19 protein-coding genes are annotated in these 18,718 nt (G+C 67.7%); 11 read left to right on the forward strand and 8 right to left on the reverse strand.

What is annotated here, in order from left to right; all coding sequences use genetic code 11:
• The 4 genes from OGL92_RS20015 to OGL92_RS20030 all read right to left on the reverse strand — a co-directional run.
• On the reverse strand, positions 1-1,081 hold a 1,081-nt coding region (locus OGL92_RS20015; RefSeq protein WP_263147098.1), incomplete at its 3' end, for an acyltransferase.
• A complete protein-coding gene (locus OGL92_RS20020) occupies positions 1,078-1,977 on the reverse strand; it encodes a class I SAM-dependent methyltransferase (protein ID WP_263147101.1) in 900 nt (299 codons plus the stop codon). The genes OGL92_RS20015 and OGL92_RS20020, both read right to left, overlap by 4 nt.
• Positions 1,974-3,527, reverse strand: a complete 1,554-nt coding sequence (locus OGL92_RS20025) for a glycosyltransferase (protein WP_263147104.1) — start codon at positions 3,525-3,527, stop codon at positions 1,974-1,976. Before OGL92_RS20025 ends, OGL92_RS20020 begins: the two co-directional genes overlap by 4 nt.
• Positions 3,524-5,083: a glycosyltransferase gene (locus tag OGL92_RS20030; protein ID WP_263147106.1), complete on the reverse strand. Its 1,560-nt coding sequence runs from the start codon at positions 5,081-5,083 to the stop codon at positions 3,524-3,526. Before OGL92_RS20030 ends, OGL92_RS20025 begins: the two co-directional genes overlap by 4 nt.
• A 463-nt stretch (positions 5,084-5,546) precedes the next feature.
• Here OGL92_RS20030 and OGL92_RS20035 point away from each other — a divergent pair, with 463 nt between their 5' ends.
• From OGL92_RS20035 to OGL92_RS20045, 3 genes are all read left to right on the forward strand, one after another.
• Positions 5,547-5,864: a DUF2388 domain-containing protein gene (locus OGL92_RS20035; RefSeq protein WP_263147109.1), complete on the forward strand. Its 318-nt coding sequence runs from the start codon at positions 5,547-5,549 to the stop codon at positions 5,862-5,864.
• A gap of 84 nt (positions 5,865-5,948) precedes the next feature.
• A complete protein-coding gene (locus OGL92_RS20040; protein WP_263147111.1) occupies positions 5,949-6,266 on the forward strand; it encodes a DUF2388 domain-containing protein in 318 nt (105 codons plus the stop codon).
• 66 nt (positions 6,267-6,332) lie between these two features.
• On the forward strand, positions 6,333-8,294 hold the full coding sequence (locus tag OGL92_RS20045) for a DUF4105 domain-containing protein (protein ID WP_263147113.1): 1,962 nt from the start codon (positions 6,333-6,335) through the stop codon (positions 8,292-8,294).
• 12 nt (positions 8,295-8,306) lie between these two features.
• On the opposite strand, the gene OGL92_RS20050 is transcribed toward OGL92_RS20045, so the two are convergent.
• The 3 genes from OGL92_RS20050 to OGL92_RS20060 all read right to left on the reverse strand — a co-directional run bounded on the left by OGL92_RS20050 (position 8,307) and on the right by OGL92_RS20060 (position 10,825).
• Positions 8,307-9,434, reverse strand: a complete 1,128-nt coding sequence (locus tag OGL92_RS20050) for a hypothetical protein (protein ID WP_263147115.1) — start codon at positions 9,432-9,434, stop codon at positions 8,307-8,309.
• Between the two features lie 7 nt (positions 9,435-9,441).
• Positions 9,442-10,299 carry a hypothetical protein gene (locus tag OGL92_RS20055; RefSeq protein WP_263147116.1) on the reverse strand — a complete coding sequence of 286 codons (858 nt, stop codon included), beginning with the start codon at positions 10,297-10,299 and terminating at the stop codon, positions 9,442-9,444.
• Positions 10,300-10,423: 124 nt separating this feature from the next.
• Entirely contained in the window at positions 10,424-10,825 is a 402-nt protein-coding gene (locus OGL92_RS20060) for a GFA family protein (RefSeq protein WP_263147118.1), read from the reverse strand.
• A gap of 89 nt (positions 10,826-10,914) precedes the next feature.
• On the opposite strand from OGL92_RS20060, the gene OGL92_RS20065 reads away from it, so the two are divergent.
• Both OGL92_RS20065 and OGL92_RS20070 read left to right on the forward strand, forming a co-directional pair.
• On the forward strand, positions 10,915-11,847 hold the full coding sequence (locus tag OGL92_RS20065; RefSeq protein WP_263147123.1) for an AEC family transporter: 933 nt from the start codon (positions 10,915-10,917) through the stop codon (positions 11,845-11,847).
• A gap of 169 nt (positions 11,848-12,016) precedes the next feature.
• Positions 12,017-12,781, forward strand: a complete 765-nt coding sequence (locus OGL92_RS20070; RefSeq protein WP_263147125.1) for a TerC family protein — start codon at positions 12,017-12,019, stop codon at positions 12,779-12,781.
• Between the two features lie 58 nt (positions 12,782-12,839).
• Here the strand turns inward: OGL92_RS20070 and OGL92_RS20075 are convergent, their stop codons facing one another.
• Positions 12,840-13,007 carry a rubredoxin gene (locus tag OGL92_RS20075; RefSeq protein ID WP_263147128.1) on the reverse strand — a complete coding sequence of 56 codons (168 nt, stop codon included), beginning with the start codon at positions 13,005-13,007 and terminating at the stop codon, positions 12,840-12,842.
• Positions 13,008-13,170: 163 nt separating this feature from the next.
• On the opposite strand from OGL92_RS20075, the gene OGL92_RS20080 reads away from it, so the two are divergent.
• The 6 genes from OGL92_RS20080 to OGL92_RS20105 all read left to right on the forward strand — a co-directional run bounded on the left by OGL92_RS20080 (position 13,171) and on the right by OGL92_RS20105 (position 18,653).
• Positions 13,171-13,728 carry a chorismate lyase gene (locus OGL92_RS20080; protein ID WP_263147129.1) on the forward strand — a complete coding sequence of 186 codons (558 nt, stop codon included), beginning with the start codon at positions 13,171-13,173 and terminating at the stop codon, positions 13,726-13,728.
• 62 nt (positions 13,729-13,790) lie between these two features.
• Entirely contained in the window at positions 13,791-14,681 is an 891-nt protein-coding gene (gene ubiA / locus OGL92_RS20085; RefSeq protein WP_263147132.1) for a 4-hydroxybenzoate octaprenyltransferase, read from the forward strand.
• Positions 14,682-14,765: 84 nt separating this feature from the next.
• Complete coding sequence (gene phoB, locus OGL92_RS20090; protein WP_263147134.1) at positions 14,766-15,455, forward strand: phosphate regulon transcriptional regulator PhoB; 690 nt, start codon at positions 14,766-14,768, stop codon at positions 15,453-15,455.
• A gap of 49 nt (positions 15,456-15,504) precedes the next feature.
• Complete coding sequence (gene phoR, locus OGL92_RS20095; protein WP_263147136.1) at positions 15,505-16,806, forward strand: phosphate regulon sensor histidine kinase PhoR; 1,302 nt, start codon at positions 15,505-15,507, stop codon at positions 16,804-16,806.
• 191 nt (positions 16,807-16,997) lie between these two features.
• Positions 16,998-17,186, forward strand: a complete 189-nt coding sequence (locus OGL92_RS20100; RefSeq protein WP_263147140.1) for a hypothetical protein — start codon at positions 16,998-17,000, stop codon at positions 17,184-17,186.
• A gap of 126 nt (positions 17,187-17,312) precedes the next feature.
• Complete coding sequence (locus OGL92_RS20105) at positions 17,313-18,653, forward strand: hemolysin family protein (RefSeq protein ID WP_263147142.1); 1,341 nt, start codon at positions 17,313-17,315, stop codon at positions 18,651-18,653.
• Positions 18,654-18,718: the final 65 nt, after the last annotated feature.

The raw sequence follows: 18,718 nt of genomic DNA on the forward strand, positions 1-18,718 counted from the left end.
CGCCATGCCGGCGCAGCGGGGTTTCCAGCAGGCGGAAGTTGGCTTCCGCCAGCAGCCCCAGCAGGGGCAACGCGCAGGCCAGGTACGCCAGGGCCAGGCCCGGGCTGGGCGGCTGCCCCGGCAGCAGGCGATGGAACAGTTCGCGGGTGGCGAAGAACGCCGGGATGTGGATCAGGTAGAGGGCGTAGGAGCGCGTGCCGACCCACACCAGCAGCCGCCGCAGGCGGCCGTCCGCCAGCAGCAGGTCGCGGTCGTAGGACGCCAGCAGCACCAGCGCCGCCGAGAACAGCGCGATGAGTGCGACGGCGTAGCGCACCGCCTGCAGGTGGGCGCTGAGCCACGCCATCGCCGCCACCAGCCCCAGGGCCAGCGCCAGGCGCGCACCGCGCCCCCAGGCCGACAGGCTGGGCAGCAGGGCACGCCAGGAATCCCGCCCGCTCCACAGCGCGATCAGGATGCCCAGAGCCAGGGCATCGGTGCGGAACACCATGAGGAACGACTGCTGGCGCGGCAGGGCCATCTGCGCCAGGGCGAAGAGCAGCAGGAACACACCCAGCCGGCGGCGGAACAGCACCACCAGCAACGGGAACAGCAAGTAGAACTGTTCTTCCAGGGACAGGCTCCAGTAGACGAAACTGGCGCCGATCTCGTGGAGCATGAAGTTCTGCGCGAAGCGCAGGTTGGCGTACTGCAACACCCCGGCGGCGGTGGCTTGCAGGTTGGCCTCCAGGCTGCCGAAAACGCCGCTGCGGTTGAACCCCACCACCGCCAGCAGGATCAGCCCCAGCCAGAGCCAGGCCGACGGCCACAGCCGCCAGATCCGCCGCACCCAGAACGCCTGCATCACCCGCCAGGCGCTCGCGGAATCGGGGGCCGCCAGAAGGCGCGGCACCAGGTCGCGGGCGATGACGAAGCCGGACACGGCGAAGAACAGGTCGACGCCGAAGGTACCGCCGAATGCGCCGTAGAGCAGGTCGAGGGTCGAGGAGGTCCAGGGCCACAGGTTACCGATGTGCTGGAACAGCACGAACAGCACCGCCACCGCGCGCAACACCTCGATGTCGGCGATGCGTCCCTTCACCGGGGTTCGGGCCCCGGCTTGCGCGCCACGATCAACTGGCTCTTCGGCAGCACCTGGTCGAGGGCGCGCTTCATCGGCGCGGCCTCGGGCATCTTGATCAGTTGGTGCCAGAGCTTCGCCCAGTCGTTGAGCAGCGGCGGATAGGGCGGCTGCACCACGTCGTGGGAGGCGCCCTCCAGCTCGCCGCCGGCGGCCTTGGCGCAGGTCCAGTAGAAGCACATCCACAGGGTCCAGAAGAACCCGTAGCTGTCGCGGCGGACGATTTCCAGGCCGGCGTCGCGCACCAGTTGGCCGAACGCCTCGCGTTCGAAGATGTGGATGTGGTTCGGCCGCTCGAAGTAGTAGGCCGGGGCGAAGGCCTTCTGCAGGTGCTCGCCGGCCGCGTCGGGCACCGCCAGCAGGTAGAGGGCGCCGGGCCGGCCGACCCGCACCAGTTCGCTCAGCACGGCGGCCGGGTCCTCCACGTGTTCCAGCACTTCCAGGGCCACCACCCGGGTGGCGCTGGCATCGGCCAGGGGCAGCGGCGCGCTGTCGGACACCAGCCCCTCGGCCTGGCGCGCCGGCGTCTGTGCGACCCGCCGGCGCAGGGCCTCGACCTTCTCCGCGACCAGGTCGCTGAAGATCACATGGGCGCCGCGGTTGGCGCAGAACAGCGTCGCCCCGCCGGCGCCGCAGCCGACGTCCAGCACCACGTCCTCGGCGCTCACCGGGAAGTCGCTGAAAAGTTCGCCGCGGTCGTTGCGGAACCAGCCGCTCTGCACCACGTCGACCAGGCCACAGTCCCGCGAGTCGACGAAGCCGGCGCCCTCGCTGATGGATTTCCAGGCGGCCTCGGCCTCGGCTTCGTCCGCGAAGTCCATGCCGAAGCGGCGGAATCCTTCGAGCAAACCGCTCATGCGTCCACGTCCTCATCGATGGTCAGAAAACGGCGCAGGCGCTCTTCGGCCACCGCCTGCGAACAATGCCCGCGCATCCGCTCGACGGCGTTCGCCGCCAGCGCGCGATAGCGCCCGGGCTCCTCCCGGAAGGTCCGGTAGGCCTCCTGGTAGGCCTCCAGCAACGACTGCCAGTCGATCTGGTGGCGCAGCGTACGGTACGCCAGGCGGGGGTCGTGGGGCCAGGCGGTGGCGTCGAGCCAACTGTCGACGACGAAGCCGACCTCCTCGTCCATGTAGTCGGCCATCGCCGAATGTTGCGGCGCGATGGCGGGTTTGCCGCAGGACATGAATTCCATCAGCGGCAGGCACTGGCCTTCGCCGTGAGAGGCGTTGACCACGAAGGCGGTGGCGTCGATCAGCGCCTCGAAATCGGCAGCCTCCAGGTAACCCTGGAGCAGTATCACCCGGCAGCGGAACGCCGGCAGGCGCGCCATGCACATCAGCATGTCGTTGATCGCCGAGTGGTATTTGCTGTGCCCCAGCTTGAACAGCAGGGTCGCCTCGGGCTGGTCGCGGAACGCGGTGCAGAAGGCGGTGAGCATGTCGACCCAGTTCTTGCGCCCGTCGTAGGGGTTGAACATGGCGGTGAAGATCACCCCGTCCAGTTCGAGCCGGCGCGGCGCCAGGTCCCAGGGGCTGAGCGGCGGCTCCGCGTCCACCAGGGGTTCGGGGGCCGGCGCGGCGGGCGGCGGCACCGGGCGCCCGCGCCGACGCAGCGCCCGCAGGCCGTGGTCGAACGCATCCGGCAGGCGGTCGCGCCAGACCAGCCGGTACCACTCGGCCAGGTAGCGCAGGGTCATCTTCAGCCGCCCGGAAGCGACCGCCGGCGGCGCAGCCTCCACCGCGGTCTCCGCCTGGACCATGGGCACGGCGTCGGCGAGGCTCTGCGCGGGAATCTCCCCGCGTGCCACGGCCACCGCCTGGGCCACCGCGTCCAGGCCCGGCATCCAGGGCTCGAGCGACAGGCAATGGGTGTCGAAGACCACCCCGGCCGGCAGCTCCAGCACCCAGGGGCCGCCCGGGCGTTGCGCCGGATCGCGCTCGCGCAGGGGGGCGAACTTGTCCCACACCGGCGCCGGGATGGCGATCACCGGGAAGCGATCGTCCATCGCCTCGCACACGGTGTCGCGGGTCAGCCAGGAATGCACGATGGCCCGGCCGCAGTGGCGCAGGCCGTGGCGCCAGTCCTGTTGCGGCTCGTCGAGCCAGCTCTCGCTGGGGATCGAATCGAATTCCCAGGCGAACACCGGCACCGTCGGGCAGGCCAGTTCGAGGCAGGTGCGGTGCGGCGGCGAGAAACTGAGGAACACGCAGGGCTCGCCGGTGGCGCGGGCGCTCGCGTAGTGCGCATCCACCTCGCGCTGCGGATCCTCCACCAGGATGACCTCGCCGAGGCGTTCCAGCACCGGGCGGAATTCGCGCAGCACGAAGTAATAGCTGTATTCGGGCAGACCCAGGCTGCGGGCGATGCTCGCCGCGGTGACTTCGGAATAGATGAGGATTTTCACGGCAGCGAATGCTCCAGACGCGGCGCGCGCCGCTCCGTCGACGACTGCGGCAGCGTTTCGAGGAAATCGCTCAGGCGCGCGGCCACCTGTTCCACCGAGCAGAACGCCTGCATGTGCCGATGGGCGAGGGTCGACATGCGCCGGTAGTCCCGCGGGTTTTCCCGCGCCAGTCGGTAGCTGGCGCGATAGGCCTCCATCAGCGACTGCCAGTTCAGGCGGTGACGGCGGGTGCGCAACAACCCAGTGGGATCATGGGACCAGCAGGAAGGCTCGGGGCAGGTCTCGACGATGAAGCCCAGGTCGGCGGTCAGGTAATCCAGCATGGCCGTGTGGCGCGGCGCGATCACCGGCTTGCCGGCGCTGAGGAACTCCATCAGCGGCAGGCACAGGCCCTCGCAGGCGGAGGCATTGACGTAGAACGTGCTGGCCTCCACCAGCGCGCGGTACTCGGCCTCCTCGAGGAACCCATGCAGCACCAGCACGCGGCAGCGGAACGGCGCCAGTCGCGACAACAGGGTCAGCAGCACGATCCGGTAATACTCCAGGTCGTGGTGGGTCATCTTCACCACCAAGGTGGCGTCTTCCACGTCCTTGAACGCCCAGCAGAACGCGGTGATCAGGTCGATCCAGTTCTTCCGCCCGTCGCCCGGATTGAGCACGCTGACGTAGACCACGCCCTCCAGGGTCAGGCGCTGCGCGCCCAGCGGATAGGGATCCGGCGGCGTCTCCGGTTCGGGTTCGGGCTCCGGTTCGAGGACTGGCGGCACCTCGACGGGCACCGGTGCCTCGACGACCGGCGCCGGCGCCTCGGGCCGCTTGGCACCAGGGCCGCGGGTCAGCTCGTACCACCATTCGCGCCAGAGCGTGCGGCTGATCAGGCGCCTTTCCGCCCAGCTCAGTGGGCCCGGGGGCTCCACCGGCGGGCATTCCGGCTCGGGCAGGACCTCGGGCTCTTTCTCCGGCTCGATTTCCACCGGCGGTTCGGGCTTGCGCACCAGCGCGTCGGCGGACAACCCGAGTCGCGGGCTGTCGATCACCCGTCCGGTGAATTCGAAGGGGCGCGGCGTCCGGCGCGGCGACCAGCCCGCCTGCGGGTACAGGTCGGCGAACCGCGACCACACCGGCGCCGGGATCGCCCGCACCGGGAATTCGGGGCCCATCGCCCGGCTCACCGCCCGGGCGGTTTCTTCGCTGCAGGGCACCGCGGCGGCGATCCGCTCGAAGACGTGGCGCCAGTCGTTGCGCGGGTCGCCGTCCCAGGCCTGGTCGGGCAGGTCGTCGAACTCCCAGGCGAACACGCACAGGGTCGGGCAGCGCAGCTCCACCGGCGTCTGTTGCGGGGGGCTGAAACTGAGGAAGACGACCGGCTTGCCCTGGTCATGGTAGGCGTCGTAGAGGCGGTCGACGTCGGCCGCGCCCTCCGCCTCGATGACCGTGCCGATCCGGCGCAGCGCGGGCAGGAACTCACGCAGCAGGAAGTAATAGCTGTATTCGGGCTTGCCGAGCGACGCCTGGATATCGGACTGGCCGATCTTGGAGCCAATGAGAATGATCATGTCGTGACCGAGCAGGTTGATGCCGGACGCGAGGAGGTGCGGTCACGGGTGCCGTCCCATCCAGTCCTGTCCGGAACGCGGCTCGTGCCCGACCACTCGGCACGCAACCGCATTTGTCCACTTTTATTATTGATGTCTCGTGCAATGACGCTTTCCGCGGCATTCCATGCGGGAAAGTGCTGCATAGCACCAGTAAACTCCGGGCCTTGCAAGTGCCTTTTGAGCGCGGCGCGGAGCCGGCCCGGGTGCCCGCGAGGGGCGGCCCAGGGCCCGCGCGGCGGACCAAGCGGTCACGCCCGCGGTCCGCGACCGCTCGCTCGCGTTCGCGCGCGCTGGTCGGCGAACCGCGTATTGGCTAGGCTAGCGGCATGACGCGAAGGCTCCAGGCGGCGCTGCACCCGCCGCCCGCCAACCGCCCCCACGCCCCACCGGGGCGTCCCCATTCCCCGTACCAGGAGTCACCATGAACCTCATACGCCCCCTCGCCGCCGCCCTCCTCGTCGGCCTGGCCAGCCAGGCTTCGGCCTCCAGCCTGGTCGGCACCAGCGACGCGATCTTCGACGGCCTGCGCGGCAGCAGCAACGCGATTTCCGATGCCACCTCGTCGCTGCGCGATGACAAGGTGATCCGCGCCGCCCGCGACGATGCCGCCAGCTTCGTCGCCAGCGCCGGGGCGATCCGCGGCGCCCAGCTGGAAGCGGCGTTGCAGACGTTGCGCCAGCGCGATCCGGCGTCGTTGGCGAGCGACATGCAATTGGCCGAGGCGGTGCTGGTGCGTTGAGCGCCCGGCGCGCGGCCGAGGCTTGAACTGGCCGCGCGCCTTCCCGTCCAATAGGCGGTCCCCCTCGATCCCTCGGAGTTCCCCATGCGTAGCCCGCTGTTCGTCGCTGCCGCCCTTTCGTTGCTCGCCACCACGGCCCAGGCCCAGACCCTGGTAGCCACCAGCAACATCATCGTCCGCGCCATCGACCGCTCGATAGACTTCACCTCCGACACCACCACCTCGATCCGCGACGCCAAGATCATCCGCGCCGCCCACGACGACGCCGCCAGCTTCGTCGCCAGCCAGGGCGGGATCCGCGGCGCCCAACTGGAAGCCGCCCTGGTCCGCCTGCGCGAACGGCTGCCGGAAGCCCGCGATGCCAGCGACGAAGTCCTCGCCGAGGCGATCCTGGCGCTCTGAGCCGTCCCCTTAGTGGCGCCCGGCGCCGTCCACCACAGCCAGCCCCGGCGCGGAAACCTTTCTCGAATGCACGCCTTTCTGCGCCGCCTCGGCGCGTTCTCGCTCCTGATGCTCGCCGGCGCCTGCGCCCAGGCGGGGTTGCGCCTGGACCTGCAGACCGAAGGCCTGGACCCGGCCCAACGACAGGCCAGCCAGGCACTGCTCGACGAAGCCCTGGCCGCCCTGCCGCCGACCCTGGTCGAGCGGCTGGACCGTCGCGTCGAGGTGAGCTGGAGCGATCGCCTGCCGGCCAACGCCTTCGGCCGCGCCCTGCGCCCGGATGCCCTGGCGTTGAACGCGGCGCAACTGCCGGCGCTCACCGACGGCTCGGCCGCCCGCCAGCCCACCGGTCGCCCCCACGGCACCCTGCGCCGCGAACTGCTGGCCACCGTGCTGCACGAGCTGACCCACCTGTACGACCGCGCCCGCCTGTTCGACGCCGACCAGCGCACCCTGCTGTTCCGCTGCCATGGGCGCGCCGCCAGCAACGGCGTGGTCGGTCTGCCCGCCGCCTGCCGCGGGCAGACCGAGCGGCGCTTCAGCCTCAGCGACGACCCGCGCCTGCTCGACCTCGCCGGCTGGCCGCAGTACGTCGGCCGGCGTGGCGCGCGCGAAGCCCGCAACGGCCAGGTGGCCCGCAGCCCAGACCTGTACGAACTGAGCAACCCGCGGGAATTCGTCGCGGTGAACATGGAGTACTTCCTCCTCGATCCGGCCTACGCCTGTCGGCGTCCCGCGTTGTATCGCTACTTCCGCGAGCGTTTCGCTTGGGCGCCGCCTTCCGCTGGCTGCGACGGCGGCCTGGCCTACCTCAACGCCGGCCGCGACTTCGCCCGCGAGCCCCTCGGCCGGCTCGACCCCGAGCGGGTCTACGAAGTGGACTACCTGTTCGCCGAGGCCAACGACAGCTGGGTCAGCCGCTGGGGCCACACCATGTTGCGCCTGGTGATCTGCGCACCGGGCCGGCCGCGCGGGCCGGACTGCAGGCTCGACCTGGACCAGCACCTGGTGCTGTCCTACCGCGCCTTCGTCGGCGACGTGCAACTGTCCAGCTGGGACGGCTTGACCGGCGCCTACCCCTCGCGCCTGTTCGTCCTGCCGCTGCACCAGGTCATCGAGGAATACACCAAGGTCGAACTGCGCAGCCTCGCCTCGGTGCCCCTGCGGCTGGAACGCGACGAACTGGAGCGGCTGGTGGAGCATGCCGCCGAGATGCACTGGGGCTACGACGGCGACTATTGGTTCCTGTCCAACAACTGCGCGGTGGAAACCCTCAAGCTGCTCCGCAGCGGCACCGCCGACCCCCGCCTGGCCGACCTCGACAGCATCATGCCCAACGGCCTGCTCAAGGTGCTCGAAGCCCGTGGCCTGGCCGATCCGTCGCCCCTGGCCGATCCGCGCGAGGCGCTGCGCCTGGGCTATCGCTTCGACTCCTTCCGCGATCGCTACCAGGCGATGTTCGCGGTGATCCAGCAGCGCCTGAAGGTGCCGCAGGCGAGCGTCGAGGACTGGCTGGCGCTCCCGGCCGAGCGACGCCGGGCCTGGTTCGCCAGCGCCGACCTGCGCGCCAGCGCCGCCCTGCTGCTGCTGGAACAGGCCGCTCAGCGCCAGCAACAGCTGCTGGCCCAGGACGAACTCAAGCGGCACTACCTGAGCAGCCGCGAACGCGCCGACGACACCCGCTTCGCCAGGGCCGGCGGCACCCTGGAGCAGATCCTCGCCAACAGCGGCTTCCTCAGCCGCCCGGCGGAACTGCTGGAGGGCGGCTACGGCCTACCCCAGGCCAGCGAATGGCAACGCCTGGAAGCCGAAAGCAGCGAACGCCAACGCCGCCTGCGCCTGCTCAGCGACGACCTCGACGGCGAACTGCGCCACCTGCTGCTCCCCGAACGCCTGGCGGAACTGGACGCCGACGAGGCCAACCTCAAGCAGATCGGCGACCATCTGCGGGCGCTGCACGAGGCGGCGGGCGGATTGCGGTTGCCTTGAAGACCCTCGCCCTCAGGGGTGGGGGTTGGCCGGCACAGGGGAGGGAATGTCGTAGGAATGGACGCTGTATCGGCCATCCCGAGGAACCAAGGCCAATAGTCGATCCTGGCTGGAAAAGGCCAGGTCCTCGACATAAGAAAGCTGAATCCGGCCCAAAGGTCGAGCAGCCTGGGCATCCCATACCTCCAGGTTGCCCTGCTCGTCCGCAACGGCGATGCGGCCCCCGTCGGCCAAGGTCAAGGTCGTTACCGCTGCCGGCATAGCGAACTCACTCATCAGCGCGTAGGGCTGCAGCGAATACACGCGTACCCGGTTATCGATCGACACGGCGAAGCGTTCCTCATGAGGCGCCACGACGACGCGGCCACGCGTGCTGGAAAAGAGAGCTCCCCATCCGCAGCGCCCCAGCGGCTCAATCTCGGGCATCCGCCAGACTTTGCAGGAGCCAGCATCGTCAACGGCGATTACGTGATGTTCGCTCCGGGTGATAGCTGCGTCGAACGGCTTGATGCCCGCCTCCCAATACAGACGTTGATTCGTCCTGGGATCGTGCAGCAGCAATGTTTTCCCCAATAGGTTGCTGGTAAAGACGCGGCCGCTGTCAGTCAACGCATAAACGCCCGCGTAACCCGGGTGCGCACTCCATATCTCCAGAGGCTCTTGCGTTTTTTGCCAGTCGATCAGGGTCTTTCGATACGCGACGTAGTGGATATTCACCCTCATCGGCACGTCGCCCCCCGCATCGAAAGCATGTTCGTACACCTGCTTTTCCGGTTCGATCTGGAATATCTTCACAAAAGCGCGAAGCGCTCCCCGCTTTCCATCCACATACCCTACGAAGTAACGATCGGAGTCGATGAACCCACTCCCATTGATGGATGAGAACTCACCACCCACCTGAGTCGAGTTTATCTTCCTCAAACTCGTCGTTTCATAAAGCTCGATACGCTCAGAAGAGTTCGCGACCAGGAAATAGCGGCCGCTTTCATCGATGCTCAGCTTCTCTGCGGAGGGACTTACGGCCGTTGAGTTCCGCTCAGACAGCTGAGGTACCGCAAGCCCCTGGCCCGCCGTTGTCGACTGTTCGGTCTGGCAACCGGCCAGAGCGATAGCCGTGATGAATGAAATACCAATACGCATGGAAGCCTCAGACGGGGCTGGCGCTGACGCAGCCGTAGAAATAAGGAAGGAATTTTTCGACGGTCAAATCGTGTAGACGGTCGTTAAGGCTGGAGATGCCGCCCCATGAATACACCTTGAAGCTGAGCTTCTTTTTCCTAAGCATGTCCGCCACATCGGCCCGGGCAGAATTGTAGCAACTGGGTCCCAGCCCCATGGGCTCACACATGACGATCCAGTGATCGGGCGTTCCCACGAGTGTTCTGGGCATGCCATTCAATTTGGGTACAGGAATCTCGCCGGCTACCGCACCCAGCACCGCCGCGCGTACCAATAGGCAAACGTACCGCCCCATATTGGCTTGCAGGTCCGCAGTCAGAAGTCGCTCCAGCGAGGCTGGATGGTATTGCGCCTGGTTTCCCACCTGGCCAAACAAACCACTCTGTTCGAACCAGGCTGCCATGGTCCCTGCGCCGGTTATGCCTGCAACGGACGAACCTGGCCCACTCATCGAGAAGATGCCGTTGGATGAGTCCCTCAAGCTCGCCAGCGTTACCCAATCAATAGGTTCGATCGTGTTGCCGATATCGGCTTGTTGGCAATGGGCGCTCGGCTTGATGTGCAACTGACCGAGACGAGCCTCACCCTGGGTCATGAGATCAATGGCATATCGCGCGTAGTGCCGAGGGTGGGCGGTAGCCAGGCAAAACATGAAAGCGGCAGGGCCGCATAACGGCGCACTCTGTTGGTTGATGGTTTCCGGTCTATTGATCCGTTTGGCGATTGCCTCGCCAATTTTAGTACGCGTCACGTTAGGCGCGTTGAGAAACGAAAACGCCAGCGGCTCTCTACTGCTCTGGAACGCCTGTATCAGGGAGTACGGCACGACGGGAAGTTCCTTTTTCCGAAGGGGCCGACATGATGGCTAAAAAATGGCACGCGCGCCGTGCAGGGTTCACAGACGGATCACCTTGGCGCGCTACTTTCGATCACCGCTGCGCAAGACGCGCTCAGATGTGCTCTTCTTCCTCGTCCGGCAACTGCGGGTCCAGGTTCAGCCAGGGCAGGCGCGTACCGACCCAGATGTGCCGGTCGGCGGGCGCGTGCTCGGGTTCGTCCAGGGTGCCGATGGTGACGTCCAGCGTCTCCGGGCTGTGGCGGGTGAACAGGGCCAGTTGGGCCCCGCAATCGCGGCAGAAATAGCGCGTGCAGGTCGCCGACGAGGCGTACTCGCCGGGTTCGCCGCGCAGCCATTCGAAGGCCGCGCGCGGCACGGTGATCCAGGTCACCACCAGGCCGCCGCTGCTGCGTCGGCAGATGGTGCAATGGCAGTGGGCGATGTCGCGCAGCGGCGCCTGGAAGCGGTAGCGCAGACTGCCGCATTGGCAACCGCCTTGATGCAGATCCGTCATGGAGCCTCCCGGGATGCGAACGCGCCCATCATGCGACCTGGGCCGGTCCAGGGGAAGCCGCCTTGCATCGCACCGGCGGAGTGCCGAAGATGCGGGCTTTTGTCGAGCGTCCTGCCGTGATCGATTTGCTGTTGGCCCTCTGGCCGTTGTTCGCCCTGATCGTCGGCGGCTATGCCCTGCGCCGCCGCGGCTTTCCCAGCGAAGGCTTCTGGCCGGGGGCGGACCGGCTGAATTACTTCGTCCTGTTCCCCGCCCTGCTGTTCCACAACCTGGCCACCGCGCCGCTGGACAACCCAGCGCTGCCACGCCTGGCGGCGGCGGTGATGCTGGGCCTGGGCATCGCCTGGTGCGCCCTGCTGCTCGGCCGGCGCCTGCGGGGCTGGCCGGCGGCGCGCTTCGGCGCCCTGGCCCAAGGCATCCTGCGCTTCAATACGTACCTGGGCCTGGCGGCGGTGGGCAGCCTGTTCGGACCGAAGGGGCTGAGCCTGGCCGCGCTGATGCTGGCATTGATGGTGCCGACGGTGAACCTGATGTCGGTGTGGGCGCTGACCGCCGAACGGGGCGTGGGGGTCCGCGAACTGCTGGTGCCGGTCCTGAAGAACCCGCTGATCCTCGCCTGCCTGGGCGGCGCCCTGGTGAATCTCCTCGGGTTGCCGCTACCCGGCGGCAGCGAACGCCTGCTCTCGCTGCTGGCCGCCGCCAGCTTGCCCCTCGGCCTGCTCTGCGTCGGCGCCGCGCTGCGCCCTCAGGAACTGGGCGGGGAGGCGTCGGCCCTGGCCTGGAGCTGCGCCCTCCGGCTGCTGGGCATGCCGCTGCTGGCGTTCGTCGTGGGCCGGGTGCTGCAGCTGCCGAGCATGGAAAGCGCGGTGCTGGTGCTGTTCTTCGCCCTGCCCACCGCACCCACCGCCTATGCGCTGACCCGTCAGCTCGGCGGCGACGCTCACCTGATGGCCGGGGTGATCACCCTGCAGACCCTGCTGGGCGCCGCGAGCCTGCCGCTGGTGCTGATCCTGCTGGTCTGAGGCCCTCCTCGCGGCACGGCTCCCGCGCCGAGGCGGTCGGCGAAGGCGGCCGTTCGCCAGGGGAAATAACCTGTCGAGAAATCGCACGAAAATTTAATCGGCCAACCGCTAGAATCCGCCGGCTGCCGGTCAGAGTCCGGTGAGCCACAACTTTCTCAAAGGAAACGATATGGATTGGCTGACCAACCCGGAAATCTGGGTGGCCTTTTTCACCCTGACCGCTCTGGAAATCGTCCTCGGCATCGACAACATCATCATGATCTCGATCCTGGTGGGCCGGATGCCCAAGGAGATGCAGGCGAAGACGCGCCTGTTCGGCCTGGCCCTGGCCATGGTCACGCGGATTCTCCTGCTGCTGTCGATCGCCTGGGTGATGCGCCTGACCGCCGACCTCTTCCACGTGTTCGGCCAGGGTATCTCGGGACGGGACCTGATTCTCTTCTTCGGCGGCCTGTTCCTGCTGTGGAAAAGCAGCAGCGAGATCTACCACGGCCTGGAGGGCGAGGACGAGACCCAGGGGACGCCGAAGAAAATGGCCGGCGGCTTCATCGGCACCATCATCCAGATCGCCATCATCGACATCGTGTTCTCCCTCGACTCGGTGATCACCGCGGTCGGCATGGTCGCCCACGTGCCGGTGATGGTGGCCGCGATCATCGTCGCGGTGCTGGTGATGATGCTGGCCGCCGGGACCATCAGCGATTTCATCGACAAGCACCCGAGCCTGAAGATGCTCGCCCTGTCGTTCCTCATCGTGGTGGGTACGGTGCTGATCGCCGAGAGTTTCGAGGTGCACGTGCCGAAGGGCTATGTCTACTTCGCGATGGCCTTCTCCCTGGCGGTCGAGGCGCTGAACATCCGCATGCGCGGCGCGCGGGCGGCCAAGGCGCAGAACGATCCGGTCAAGCTGCGCAAGGACATCCCCGGCGAGTGATCCGCCCGGCAACCGGGCCGCGCCGCTGTCGGCCGACAGCGGCGCGGCGACAGCGGGATCAGCCGATCTCGATCATCTCGAAGTCCATCTTGCCGACGCCGCAATCCGGGCAGAGCCAGTCTTCCGGCACGTCCTCCCAGCGGGTACCCGGCACGATGCCGTCGTCCGGCCAGCCCTGGGCCTCGTCGTAGATCAGGCCGCATACCACGCATTGCCACTTCTTCATCTTGCCCCTCGCTATTCAGGCTGGAGCCGGTGCCTTCTCTTGCTGGAAGGGTTCGCCGGCCGACGCCGCTTTGTACTGGTCCTCGCCGGGGCGTGCAAGTGCCAGCCGGCGCCCGCCGGCATGCTAAGCTCGCCGCCGTCTTTCTCGTTCAAGTCCATCGCCCGTGTCCCACCTCGCTCCCGACCAGCCGTTGTCCTGGCTGACCGCCGCCCAGTTGCGCCCCAGCCCCGCGCCGCTCCAGACCGACTGGTTGTTCGACCGCGGTTCGCTGACCCGCCGGCTGATCGCGTTGTCCGAATCGGCCTTCGGCGTGGTCCCCCTCGAGGAGGGCTGGCAGACCCTGCGCCCCGACGAATGCCGCGCGCTGGACGTCGCCGAGGGGAGCCAGGGCTGGGTGCGCGAGGTGTACCTGCTTGGCCAGGGCCAACCCTGGGTGTTCGCCCGCAGCGTCGCCGCCCGCGCCGCCCTGCTCGATTCCGGGCTGGACCTGGCCACGCTGGGCAACCGCTCCCTGGGCGAGCTGCTGTTCAGCGACGCGGCCTTCGCCCGCGGCGCCCTCGAAGTGTGCCGCTACCCGGCGGACTGGCTGCCGCCCGAGGCGCGCACGCCGGACCTGTGGGCGCGGCGTTCGCGCTTCGTCCGCGACGGCCTCGCGGTGCTGGTGGCCGAGGTGTTCCTGCCGGCGCTGTGGCAGCGGGCCGGCGCGCCGCCGTCGCCCTAGCCCTTCGGCCGCCCGCCGAGCCTCTGCCGAACCCGTCGCCCGACCGCAACCGGAGCCGCCGCATGTACACCACCCTGCTGCAATCGCTGAACCGCGTTCATCCGCGCGCCTGGGACTTCATCCAGCTGATGCGCCTGGACAAGCCGATCGGCATCTACCTGTTGCTCTGGCCGACCCTGTGGGCGCTGTGGATCGCCGCCCAGGGCCTGCCCAGCTGGCCCAACCTGGCGATCTTCGTCGCCGGGGTGATCTTCATGCGCGCCGCCGGCTGCGTGATCAACGATTACGCGGACCGCGACTTCGACGGCCACGTCAGCCGCACCCGCGCCCGGCCCCTGGCCAGCGGACGGGTTTCCCCCCGCGAGGCGCTGCTGGCCTTCGCCCTGCTCTGCGCGGCCAGCTTCGGCCTGGTGCTGCTGACCAACGCCACCACGATCTGGCTGTCCTTCGGCGGCCTGGTCCTGGCCGCCTGCTACCCCTTCATGAAGCGCTACACCTTCTATCCCCAGGTGGTCCTCGGGGCCGCCTTTTCCTGGGGCATGCCGATGGCCTTCACCGCCGAGACCGGCGACTTGCCGGCCGAAGCCTGGCTGCTGTACATCGCCAACCTGCTGTGGACGGTGGCCTACGACACCTACTACGCGATGACCGACCGCGAGGACGACCTGAAGATCGGGGTGAAATCCACCGCCATCCTGTTCGGCGACGCCGATCGCATCATCGTCGCCACCCTGCAGGCCCTCGCCCTGCTCTGCCTGCTGCTGGCCGGCGGTCGCTTCGAGCTCGGGCTGTATTTCCACCTCGGCCTGCTGGCGGCCGCCGGTTGCTTCGCCTGGGAATTCCACGCCACCCGCACCCGCGACCCCCAGGCCTGCTTCAAGGCGTTCCTGCACAACCACTGGGCGGGGCTGGCGATCTTCCTCGGCATCGTCCTCGATTACGCGCTGCGCTGAGGCGGACGACGCGGCAGTGTCACATCGCTGCAATAATTCCGTTATCTAATGCGCCCAACGACAGGACTCAGCGGAACGCGACCCATGGCAGGCAAGACAATCCTCATCGTCGACGACGAAGCGCCGATCCGCGAAATGATCGCCGTGGCGCTGGAAATGGCCGGCTACGAATGCCTGGAGGCGGAGAACACCCAGCAGGCCCATGCGGTCATCGTGGATCGCAAACCGGACCTGATCCTCCTCGACTGGATGCTTCCCGGCACGTCCGGCATCGAGCTGGCCCGGCGCCTGAAGCGCGACGAACTGACCGGCGACATCCCGATCATCATGCTCACCGCCAAGGGCGAAGAGGACAACAAGATCCAGGGCCTGGAAGTCGGCGCCGACGACTACATCACCAAGCCGTTCTCGCCGCGCGAACTGGTCGCTCGCCTCAAGGCCGTGCTGCGCCGCGCCGGCCCGGCCGACAGCGAGGCCGCCATCGAAGTCGGCGGCCTGCTCCTCGACCCGGTCAGCCACCGCGTGACCATCGACGGCAAGCCGGCCGACATGGGCCCCACCGAATATCGCCTGCTGCAATTCTTCATGACCCACCAGGAACGCGCCTACACCCGGGGCCAGTTGCTCGACCAAGTCTGGGGCGGCAACGTCTACGTCGAGGAACGCACCGTCGACGTGCACATCCGCCGCCTGCGCAAGGCCCTCGGCGAGGTCTACGAAAACCTCGTGCAGACCGTGCGCGGCACCGGTTACCGTTTCTCCACCAAGGGCTGAGCCCGCCAGGGGCCACAGCGCCTCGAAGACCACCGATGGATGAGCGCGGATGAATCAGGACTGGCGAGGTGCGGTGATACGCTGTCTGTTGTTGCTGATCGCCGGTTGCCTGCTGGTCGGCCTGCTCACCGGCGAATACGCCTGGGCGCTGGCGGCCGGCCTGGGCGCCTACCTGAGCTGGACCCTCTACCAATTGGCGCGCCTGCACCACTGGCTGAAGTCCAAGGGCCCGGACGAGCCGCCGCCCGACGGCCAGGGCCTGTGGGGCGAGGTCTTCGACAGCATCTACCACCTGCAACGCCGCCATCAGCGTGCCCGCGACCGCCTGCAAGCGGTGATCGACCGGGTGCAGGAATCCACCGCGGCCCTGAAGGACGCGGTGATCATGCTCGACAGCGACGGCAACCTGGAATGGTGGAACCGCGCCGCGGAACACCTGCTCGGCCTGAAGACGCCCCACGACAGCGGCCAGCCGGTGACCAACCTGATCCGCCACCCGCGCTTCAAGGAATACTTCGAGCAGGAGAACTACCGCGAGCCGCTGGAACTGCCCTCGCCCATCAGCGACCGCCTGCGCCTGCACTATCACTTCACCCAGTACGGCAACCGCGAACACCTGATGCTGGTGCGCGACGTCACGCGCCTCCACCAGCTCGAACAGATGCGCAAGGACTTCGTCGCCAACGTATCCCACGAACTGCGCACGCCGCTGACGGTGATCGCCGGCTACCTGGAAACCCTGCTGGACAACGTCGAAGACGTGAACCCGCGCTGGCGGCGGCCGTTGCAGCAGATGCAGCAGCAGGCCGGACGCATGCAGAACCTGCTCAACGACCTGCTCCTGCTGGCCAAGCTGGAAGCCACCGACTATCCCTCGGACAACCAGCCGGTGGCGATGGAACCGTTGTTGCGCTCGATCGAAGCCGACGCCCTGGCGCTTTCCGCCGCCCGCGGACACCGCATCGGCCTGGACGTCGATGCTCGGGTAAGCCTCAAGGGCAGCGAGGCGGAACTGCGCAGCGCCTTTTCCAACCTGGTGTTCAACGCGGTGAAATACACCCCGGACCAGGGCGATATCCGCATCCGCTGGTGGGGCGACGAACAGGGCGCCCACCTGGCGGTACAGGACTCCGGCATCGGCATCGAAGCCCGCCACCTGCCGCGCCTGACCGAACGCTTCTACCGGGTCGACTCCAGCCGCGCCAGCGCCACCGGCGGCACCGGCCTCGGCCTGGCCATCGTCAAGCACGTTCTGCTGCGCCACCGCGGGCGCCTGGAGATCAGCAGCGTGCTCAACCACGGCAGTACCTTCACCTGCCACTTCCCGCCGGCCCAGGTGGCCCACCGCTGAAAAGCGGCGGGCCATGCCACTTCGCCATCCCCTCTCCGACGCCTGGCCGCCCACCGTCTCGCGAGGGGGAAGCAGCGCACAGTTCGCCGTGAATACGCTGAAGTAAACTGCCACCCTCGCCAGCGCTGACCGACAGGCGCTTGAGCGTCGCGCTGCACACCTCTTCGAACACTCAGGTAAAGGGACTTCCCATGGCAGCGTCAGCCGGCCTCCCGGTCTCGCATATCGGTCACGAGGTGGCGGGCCAGTACATCGTCACCGGCTCGCCCAACGTGTTCGTCGGCAGCACCGCGGTGGCATGGCCGATCAGCCCACGAAGTCCGCGGCCCGGTGCCGGGCGCAATCGGCCCCAGCCCTGGCAGCCACGCCCGGTGCCGTGAGCGGGCGCGCGTAGACGTCCCGTGCAGGTCGCACACGTTTCGTAGCAAGCCGTCGCCGGCGCGCGACTTGCAAACCGCGCGACCAGCCTGCACCCTTGACTCCGTCATCCACCAACCGAAACGTCCATGGACCCTTCCCCTAGTACTTCCCTGCTCAGTTACTTCGCCGATTTCGGCATGATTCTCTTCGCGATGTTCCTGGTGTTGCTCAACGGCTTTTTCGTCGCCGCGGAGTTCGCCATCGTCAAGTTGCGTTCGACCCGGGTCGAGGCCATCGCCGAGAAGAGCGGTTGGCGCGGACGTATCCTGCGCACCGTGCACGCGCAACTGGACGCCTACCTGTCGGCCTGCCAGTTGGGTATCACCCTCGCCTCCCTGGGCCTGGGCTGGGTCGGCGAACCGGCGTTCGCCCATCTGTTGGAACCGGTCCTCGCCGGGGTCGGGGTGGATTCCCAGGAGGTGGTCAAGGGCGTGTCCTTCTTCTCCGCCTTCTTCATCATTTCCTACCTGCACATCGTGGTCGGCGAGCTGGCGCCCAAGTCCTGGGCGATCCGCAAGCCGGAGCTGCTGTCGCTGTGGACGGCGGCGCCGCTGTACCTGTTCTACTGGATGATGTATCCGGCGATCTACCTGCTCAACGCCAGCGCCAACGGCATCCTGCGCATCGCCGGCCAGGGCGAGCCGGGGCCACACCACGAGCACCATTACAGCCGCGACGAGTTGAAGCTGATCCTGCACTCCAGCCGCGCCCGCGACCCCAGCGACCAGGACATGCGGGTGCTGGCCTCGGCGGTGGAACTGGGCGAGCTGGAGGTGGCGGACTGGGCCAACTCCCGCGAAGACCTGATCTACCTGGACCATGCCGCGCCGCTGTCGGACATCCTGACGATCATCCGCCGGCACAAGTACAGCCGTTATCCGGTGTACGACATCGCCCGCAACGACTTCATCGGGCTGCTGCACATCAAGGACCTGCTGCTGGCGCTGACCGCCCTGGAAAGCATGCCGGAGACCTTCGACCTGGACGAGTTGCTGCGGCCGCTGGAGCGGGTCACCCGGCACACCCCGCTGACCCAGTTGCTGGAGCAGTTCCGCCTGGGCAGCGCGCACTTCGCCCTGGTGGAGGAGGCCGACGGCAAGGTGATCGGCTACCTGACCATGGAGGACGTGCTGGAAGTGCTGGTCGGCGATATCCAGGACGAACACCGCAAGGCGGAACGCGGCATCCTCGCCTACCAGCCGGGCAAGCTGCTGGTGCGGGGCGACACGCCGCTGTTCAAGGTGGAACGCCTGCTCGGCATCGACCTCGACCACATCGAGGCCGATACCCTCGCCGGGCTGGTCTACGAGAGCCTCAAGCGGGTGCCGGAAGAGGAAGACGTGCTGGACACCGACGGCCTGCGCATCATCGTGAAGAAGATGAAGGGTCCGAAGATCGTGCTGGCCAAGGTGCTCAAGCTGGACTGAAGCCTGTTCACGCCAACGGGCCCGCCCGGGGCCGTTGGCAGGCCCGCGAACTCCAGGCTCCCTAC

The organism is Pseudomonas sp. RIT-PI-AD, from assembly GCF_025642785.1.
Classification (GTDB): Bacteria; Pseudomonadota; Gammaproteobacteria; order Pseudomonadales; family Pseudomonadaceae; genus Pseudomonas_T.

What these genes read in the sequence shown, in the direction of transcription:
- OGL92_RS20020 (WP_263147101.1), bottom strand. Translation starts at nt 1,977, where the DNA reads ATGAGCGGTTTGCTCGAAGGATTCCGCCGCTTCGGCATGGACTTCGCG.
- OGL92_RS20030 (WP_263147106.1), bottom strand. Translation starts at nt 5,083, where the DNA reads ATGATCATTCTCATTGGCTCCAAGATCGGCCAGTCCGATATCCAGGCG.
- OGL92_RS20035 (WP_263147109.1), top strand. Translation starts at nt 5,547, where the DNA reads ATGAACCTCATACGCCCCCTCGCCGCCGCCCTCCTCGTCGGCCTGGCC.
- OGL92_RS20040 (WP_263147111.1), top strand. Translation starts at nt 5,949, where the DNA reads ATGCGTAGCCCGCTGTTCGTCGCTGCCGCCCTTTCGTTGCTCGCCACC.
- OGL92_RS20045 (WP_263147113.1), top strand. Translation starts at nt 6,333, where the DNA reads ATGCACGCCTTTCTGCGCCGCCTCGGCGCGTTCTCGCTCCTGATGCTC.
- OGL92_RS20050 (WP_263147115.1), bottom strand. Translation starts at nt 9,434, where the DNA reads ATGCGTATTGGTATTTCATTCATCACGGCTATCGCTCTGGCCGGTTGC.
- OGL92_RS20060 (WP_263147118.1), bottom strand. Translation starts at nt 10,825, where the DNA reads ATGACGGATCTGCATCAAGGCGGTTGCCAATGCGGCAGTCTGCGCTAC.
- OGL92_RS20065 (WP_263147123.1), top strand. Translation starts at nt 10,915, where the DNA reads ATGCGGGCTTTTGTCGAGCGTCCTGCCGTGATCGATTTGCTGTTGGCC.
- OGL92_RS20070 (WP_263147125.1), top strand. Translation starts at nt 12,017, where the DNA reads ATGGATTGGCTGACCAACCCGGAAATCTGGGTGGCCTTTTTCACCCTG.
- OGL92_RS20075 (WP_263147128.1), bottom strand. Translation starts at nt 13,007, where the DNA reads ATGAAGAAGTGGCAATGCGTGGTATGCGGCCTGATCTACGACGAGGCC.
- ubiA (WP_263147132.1), top strand. Translation starts at nt 13,791, where the DNA reads ATGTACACCACCCTGCTGCAATCGCTGAACCGCGTTCATCCGCGCGCC.
- phoB (WP_263147134.1), top strand. Translation starts at nt 14,766, where the DNA reads ATGGCAGGCAAGACAATCCTCATCGTCGACGACGAAGCGCCGATCCGC.
- phoR (WP_263147136.1), top strand. Translation starts at nt 15,505, where the DNA reads ATGAATCAGGACTGGCGAGGTGCGGTGATACGCTGTCTGTTGTTGCTG.
- OGL92_RS20100 (WP_263147140.1), top strand. Translation starts at nt 16,998, where the DNA reads ATGGCAGCGTCAGCCGGCCTCCCGGTCTCGCATATCGGTCACGAGGTG.
- OGL92_RS20105 (WP_263147142.1), top strand. Translation starts at nt 17,313, where the DNA reads ATGGACCCTTCCCCTAGTACTTCCCTGCTCAGTTACTTCGCCGATTTC.